Annotated in this window: 4 protein-coding genes; all 4 read left to right on the top strand. The window is 69.6% G+C overall.

Going from position 1 to position 7,002, the window contains the following annotated elements:
* Positions 1–240 (top strand): hypothetical protein (locus HUU95_RS04945; protein ID WP_217429775.1); only part of this gene is annotated, 240 nt, incomplete at its 5' end.
* Between the two features lie 164 nt (positions 241–404).
* Complete coding sequence (locus HUU95_RS04940; RefSeq protein WP_254602626.1) at positions 405–3,785, top strand: strawberry notch family protein; 3,381 nt, start codon at positions 405–407, stop codon at positions 3,783–3,785.
* 126 nt (positions 3,786–3,911) lie between these two features.
* Positions 3,912–6,017, top strand: a complete 2,106-nt coding sequence (locus tag HUU95_RS04935; RefSeq protein WP_174279095.1) for a ParB/RepB/Spo0J family partition protein — start codon at positions 3,912–3,914, stop codon at positions 6,015–6,017.
* A gap of 134 nt (positions 6,018–6,151) precedes the next feature.
* Entirely contained in the window at positions 6,152–6,964 is an 813-nt protein-coding gene (locus HUU95_RS04930) for an ArdC family protein (protein ID WP_174279094.1), read from the top strand.
* Positions 6,965–7,002: the final 38 nt, after the last annotated feature.

Raw genomic sequence — 7,002 nt, 5'->3', positions numbered from 1 at the left:
GCTCTCTCGCTCGGCGCGGCCTCCCTCGCGGCCGAGCCCGCCGTGGCCATGCCGGTCGCCGGGCTGTCGCCGGGCGCCGCCGAGTCCACCGCTGCCGGTGAGGTCGAGCAGGTCCAGTACTACCGCCGCGGCTATGGTTACGGCCACGGCTTCGGCTACCGGCGTCCGTTCGTCTACCGCCGACCCTTCGTGTATCGCCGCCCCGCCCCGCTTCGCCGCTTCCTGCGCCGCGTCCTCTGACGCGATCACTCCCCGGCGGCCGCTGCGCCGCCGTCCTGCCCGATCGCGTCGATACGTCGAGCCGCGCCTGGGCCAAGGCCACCGAGGGATGTGGCCTCACCCTCCACCTGCTGCTGCCGGCGAACGCCTACGCCAAGCACGGCACTGGCCAGGCCGTGAAGATTATGGTGCTGGAGAAGGAGCGGCCCGGGTCGGCGGCGCTGACCCCGTGCGACACGCTCGCGGCCGCCCTCGCCCACATCGCTGCCATGCAGGCACCGGCGGCGCCCCCGCCGTCCTCCACGCCGACGCAGCGCGTCATGCGCCCCTCTTCGGGGCCGTTGCTCGGCGGCCTGTCGCCACGCCGTCCGTTGGCGGCTCCGGTCGGGCGCGCGCAGGTCTCCAACGCGGTCCGCGACATCACCTATGCCGTCCTCGCCAACCCTGCCCCGGTCGAGGAGGCCGTGGGCGTTTACCTGCCCTACCGCCCGAGCCGCATCGCAATCGGCTGCGCATCCGAGCATCCGACGGCGCTGGTGGAATCCATCGCCATGGGTTCGATCACCGCGCCGCGGCCCGGCTACAAGCCGCAGCTCCCGGCCCACGTCGTCGACGGCAAGGTCCTGTCCGACGCCCAACTCGAGACGGTGATCTACGCTGGCGACGCCTTCGAGCGCGATCTCCCCGGCCGCTTCCTGCCGGCCGAGGAGGGCTTGTCGCTCACCCCGGACGACGCCGGCCAAGCCTACCGGACCGGCTTCTTCTTGGCGGATGGCACGGGGGCGGGCAAAGGCCGCCAAGTCGCGTCGATCATCCTCGACCAGTGGCTCCGTGGCCGTCGCCGGCACGTCTGGATCTCCAAGACCGAGACGCTGCTGGAGGACGCGCGCCGCGACTGGACCGCGGTGGGCGGGCTCGCGCTGGATATCCAGCACCTCAACCAGTGGAAGCTCGGCACGCCCGTCGGCGCCGTCGAGGGCGTGCTGTTCCTTACCTACGCAACGCTTCGCTCCAACCGCGGCGACAAGGGCACCCGCCTCCGCCAGATCCTCGAATGGCTGGGTGACGGCTTCGACGGCATGGTCGTGTTCGACGAGGCCCATGAGATGGCGGGCGTCGCCGGCGGCGAAGGCCGGTTCGGCACCAAGGACGGCTCCGACCAGGGGATCGCCGGGGTTCGCCTGCAGAACCTCCTCCCCCGCGCCCGGGTGCTCTACGTCTCCGCCACCGGGGCGTCCGACGTGAACAACCTCGCCTACGCCACGCGGCTCGGCCTGTGGGGGCCGGGCACCGCGTTCGCCGACCGCAAGGCGTTCGTGGACAGCCTGCGCCGAGGCGGGATCGCCGCGCTGGAGCTGATCGCCCGCGACCTCAAGATGCAGGGGCTCTACGCCGCACGCGCGCTGAGCTTCGCCGGCGTCGAGTACGACATCCTGGAGCACCGGCTCGCGGTCGACCAGATCGCGGTGTACGACGCCTATGCCGACGCCTGGGCGATCATCCACGCCAACCTGCGCGCCGCGCTCGACGCGACCCGCGTCACCGACAGCTTCTCGAAGGACACCTACAACAGCGGGGCCAAGGCCGCGGCGCTGTCGATCTTCGAGTCGACCAAGCAGCGGTTCTTCGGCCAGCTCCTGATCGGGATGAAGCTGCCCTCACTGATCCCGGCGATGCGCGAAGACCTCGCTCGCGGCGACAGCGTGGTGGTGCAGCTCGTCTCGACCTCGGAGGCGATGCTGAACCGGGCGCTCGCCGGCCTCGGGGCCGAGGAGCGCGCCAACCTCGACATCGAGCTCTCCCCGCGCGAGTTCCTGATGGACTACCTGATGGCGGCGTTCCCGGTCCGCCAGATGAAGACCTTCGTCGACGACACCGGCAAGACCCGCTCCGAGCCGATGTGCGACGAGGACGGCCGCCCCGTGCTGAGCCAGGAGGCGTTGCAGATGCGGGATGACATGGTGGAGGGGATCGGCACCCTGCCGATCGTCGGCTCGGCGCTCGACCACATCATCGGGCACTTCGGCACCCACGCCGTGGCCGAGGTAACAGGGCGCAGCCGGCGCATCGTCGTCGACACCGCCGGCCGCCAGCGGATCGAGAACCGCAGCCCCCGCACCAACCTCGCGGAGACGGACGCCTTTATGCGCGGCGAGAAGAAGATCCTGATCTTCTCCGACGCCGGCGGCACCGGCCGGTCCTACCATGCCAGCCTCTCGGCCGAGAACCGCTCGCGCCGCATCCACTATTTGCTGGAGCCGGGCTGGCGCGCCGATGCGGCCATCCAGGGGCTCGGCCGCACGCATCGCACCCATCAGGCGTCCGCGCCGTTGTTCCGCCCCGTGTCGACCGACTGCCGGGGCGAGCGCCGGTTCATCTCGACAATCGCGCGCCGGCTCGACAGCCTGGGCGCGCTCACACGCGGTCAGCGCCAGACCGGCGGTCAGGGTCTGTTCGACCCGCGCGACAACCTGGAGAGCGATTACGCCAAGGAGGCGCTGGAGACGTGGTTCCGGTTGCTCGCCAAGGGCAAGCTGCGCTCGGTCAACTTCGGCGACTTTCAGCAGCTCACCGGCCTTGACCTCGAGGGCGAGGGTGGCGGTCTGAAGGAGGAGCTGCCGCCCATTCAGCGTTGGCTCAACCGCATCCTCGCGCTGCGCATCGCGCTCCAGAACGCGATCTTCGACGAGTATCTCGGGCTGATCGAGGCGCGCGTCGAGGCGGCCCGGGAAGCCGGCACGCTCGACGTCGGCGTCGAGAGCATCACCGCCGAGCGCATCACGATCCTCGACCGCACCGTGATCCGGCGCGATCCGATCAGCGGCGCCGAGACGGAGATCCTTCGTCTCGAGACCGAGGAACGCTACAAGCCGGTCGCCCTCGATCGCGCGAGGCGGATCCTTGGCGACGATGCCCGACCCATCGTAAACCGCAAGTCGGGCAAGGCCGCGATCCGGTGCGAGACCTACTCGCTGACCGATGACGACGGCGAGATTGTGCGCCGCTACGAGCTCGTCCGGCCGACCCGCAACGAGCGGATGCGGCAGGACCTGCTCCTTGAAACGCTGTGGGAGGAGGCGAGCGAGGAGGAGTTCGCCGCGCTGTGGTCGGCCGAAGTCGAGGAGATGCGGGGCAAGACCCGCACCAGCACCATCTACCTCGTCGCCGGCCTGCTCCTGCCCGTCTGGGACCACCTCCCCGATGACCATGTGCAGGTGTGGCGGCTGACTACCGACGACGGCCAGTCGTTCCTCGGCCGCCTCGTGCCTGCCCCGATCGTCCCGAAGCTCGCCGCGGCGTTCGGCATCGACGCCGCGATCGCCGTGTCGGCCGCGGACACGTCCAAGCACGTCCTGGCGACGGGGGAGATCAGCGCGATCGGCGCGTACCGGCTGAAGCGGAGCCTGGTCGCGGGTCAGCAGCGCCTGGAGCTGCTCGACTGGCCACACACGCGGCTCGCCGAGCTGAAGGCCGCCGGATGCTTCACGGACATCATCCAGCACAAGACGCGCTTGTTCGTGCCCGTGGGCTCCGCCGCGGCCATTCTCGACCGCATTACCGCCTGACGCACCATGGGCTCCGTCCCCGCCCCTGACAAAGGGAGGGGAGGGAGCCTTCGGCTTGGTGGGCCTGGGGAACAGGCTCGCGCGACCGTCGGACACGGCGCGCTCAATTCCAACGGAGTATGACCGATGATCCAGTCCGTGAAGGTCAAGAACCTCTCGCTGTCGAAGGACAATGTGCGCAAGCGCAACCGGGAGGCGGGCCTCGAAGAGTTCGCCCAGAGCATCGCCGAACAGGGCCTGCTCCAGAATCTGATCGTCACCCCGCTCAAGAAGGCGGGCACCTATACCGTGAAGGCCGGTGGCCGCCGGCTGCGCGCGCTCCAGCTCCTGATCGAGAAGGGCACGCTTCCGGTCGACCACGAGGTACCGGTCCTCGTCCTCGCCGACGGTGCCGCCTCCGTCGGCGCGAGCCTCACCGAGAACCGCCAGCGCCTGCCGATGAATCCGGCGGACGACTGCCTCGCGTTCAAGACCCTCACCGAGCAGTTCGGCATGTCGGTCGAGCAGGTCGCAATCCAGCAGGTCGTGTCGGTCCGCTTCGTCGAGCAGCGGCTGCGCCTCGCCGATCTCGCCGCGCCGATTTTCGACGCGCTCGGTGCCGGGGAGATCACGCTGGCGGTCGCCCAGGCCTACGCCGTCACGGCCGACACCGACCGCCAGGCCCGTGTGTTCGAGCAGATGAAGGCGTCCTACTACGGCAACCAGGTCGACAACATCCGCCGCGCCATCCTGAGCGGCACCGTCAAGGCCAACGACGCCAAGGCGCGGTTCGTCGGGCGCGACGCCTATGTCGCCGCCGGCGGCCACGTCGAGGGCGACCTGTTCGCGGCCGAGTCCGGCGACGAGACCTGGACCGACGCTGACCTCCTCGAGCAGCTCGCCACCAGCAAGCTGGAGGCGGCCGCGATCGAGTTGGCGCAGGAGCAGGGCCTCTCCTTCGTGACGCCCGTCACGTCGACCAATGTCCCCTACGACATGGAGCGGCGCGTCCACGAGTTCCACGCCAAGGCCCGCCCCCTCACCAACGAGGAGCAGGCGCTGGTGGAGGAGCTCGGCCAGGAGAACGACGATCTCGTCACCGCGCTGGAAACCGACCTCGCCGACGGCACGCCCGAGGCGCAAGCCGCGACCGACCGGATCGACGCGATCGAGCGCCAGATCGAGGAGATCGACACCGCTTGCAAGGCGATCGACCCGGCGGTGAAAGCCCAGCTCGGCACGTTCGTCTATATCGGCGGCGACGGCCAGGTCCGCGTCCATGCCCGCCTTTTCAGCGAGAAGCAGGTGGTCGACCTCAACGCCCCCAAGGGTAAGCCCAACGGCGGCACCGGCAGCACCGGCGGCGATGCCGGCGCTGGCGACGAGGCTGACCACGGGCCGCGGTACAGTGCTGCGCTGGTCGACGAGCTTGCCACCCAGCGTCGTATGATCCTCGTGGCGCACCTGGCTAGTGACCCGGCCTTGGCGCTCGACCTGACCATCTTCCTGATGGCCCAGAACGCCGCCTTCACCACCAGCTACATCCGGGACAACTCGACCTTGAAGGCGAACGCCGCCCAGATGCCGATCTTCGCGTTCCGCGACGAGGCGTCGATGGCGTCGCAGACCATCGAGGACCAGCGCCAGCACCTCGACACGAGCTGGGTCGGCCACGACACCATGACCGCCCGGTTCGACGCCTTCCGGGCGCTGGACGAGCAGGCCCGGGGTGCGTGGGTCGCCTACTCGATCGCGCACACGCTGGAGGCGACGCTCAACGTCCCTGACGGCGCCCGGGTGAACGGGTTCCACGACCATCTCGGCCGCCTGCTCGGCATCGACGTCGCCAACTGGTGGCGGCCGACCGCCCAGAACTTCTTCGGGCGGGTCAAGAAGGACGTCATGCTCGACGCGCTGGAGGAGATCGGCGGCCCGATCCTCCGTGGCCGCTACAAGGACGCCAAGAAGGGCGACCTTGCCGCCACCTGCGCCTCGCTTTGCAACGGCCAGGGCATCGTCGAGGCGGAGATCCGCGAGAAGGCGTCGGCCTGGTTGCCCGATGCGATGCGGTTCGACGGCATGGAGAAGGCCGAGCGCGTCCCGCCCCGCTCCAGCTTCGTCACCGGCTCGGACGACGAGGATCCCGAGCTGGACGACGAGGAAGCTCAGGACGATCCGGACCTCGCCGACGATGACCAGCCGGACGACGGCAAGGGCGACGATCACGGGGAGGATTACAGCCAGGCGGCGTGACGCCTGACCCACGGTTCGAGGCGACTGGGGGCGGTACTCTTCGGAGTGCCGCCCCTCTTTGTGTGACCCGATCCCAGCGCGCACGCAGCGCCGGCGCGATCCGGGTCCGCCTCAAGCCCACCAGGAGAATGATCGTGGCCAAGACCACCGACAAGCCCTCGCCCGCGGACGTCATCACCAACACCATCATCGACCGCCTCGAAGCCGGTGTGCGCCCCTGGGTCAAGCCGTGGTGCCCTGGCCTCGGCGGCCGCCCGCTGCGCGCCACCGGCGAGCCCTATCGCGGCATCAACTGCTTCTGGTTGTGGCTGGTGGCGGATACCGCCGGCTACCTGTCGCGTACCTGGATGACCTACAAACAGGCCCAGGCGCTCGGCGCGCAGGTCCGCGAGGGCGAGCGGTCGCAGATCGCCATCTTCTACAAATCCTTCAGCAAGACGGTGGAATCGCCCGTCACCGGCGACAGCAGCGACGAGATGCGCCGCGTCCTGCGCAGCTATGCCGTGTTCAACGCCGACCAGATCGACGGCCTGCCCGAGCGCTTCCGGCCGACGCCGCTCAGCATCGTGCCCCCGGCCGAACCGCTGCCCGAGCGCGCGCAGCGGTTCGTCGATGCGCTGCCCGCGACCGTTCACGTCCGCGGCGACAAGGCGTTCTACGACCGGATCGCCGACACCATCACCATGCCGGCGGTCGAGCAATTCTCGACCCGCGCCTACTGGGCGTCGACCCTCGCCCATGAGGCGGGACATTGGACCGGCCACCCCGACCGGCTCCACCGCCAGTTCGGCACAAAGTTCGGCGACGAGGCCTACGCCTTCGAGGAGCTGTGCGCCGAGATGACGGCCGCGCTGCTCGGCGCGGACCTGGCGCTCCCGACCGCCCACCTCGACGATCACGCCAGCTACATGGGGTCGGTTCCGGCTGAGGGCGGAATGACACCCTAAGCGGGATGCGGATGTTGCAGCTTTGGATGGCGGGGGTT

This window comes from Sphingomonas bacterium (genome assembly GCF_903643065.1).
Lineage (GTDB): Bacteria > Pseudomonadota > Alphaproteobacteria > Sphingomonadales > Sphingomonadaceae > Sphingomonas.
Note: the sequence above shows the minus strand (reverse complement) of the source record. Positions and strands in the feature narration are given on the sequence as shown.

Coding starts and splice junctions, on each gene's coding strand:
- HUU95_RS04935 (WP_174279095.1), top strand. CDS start 3,912: ATGATCCAGTCCGTGAAGGTCAAGAACCTCTCGCTGTCGAAGGACAAT.
- HUU95_RS04940 (WP_254602626.1), top strand. CDS start 405: ATGGTGCTGGAGAAGGAGCGGCCCGGGTCGGCGGCGCTGACCCCGTGC.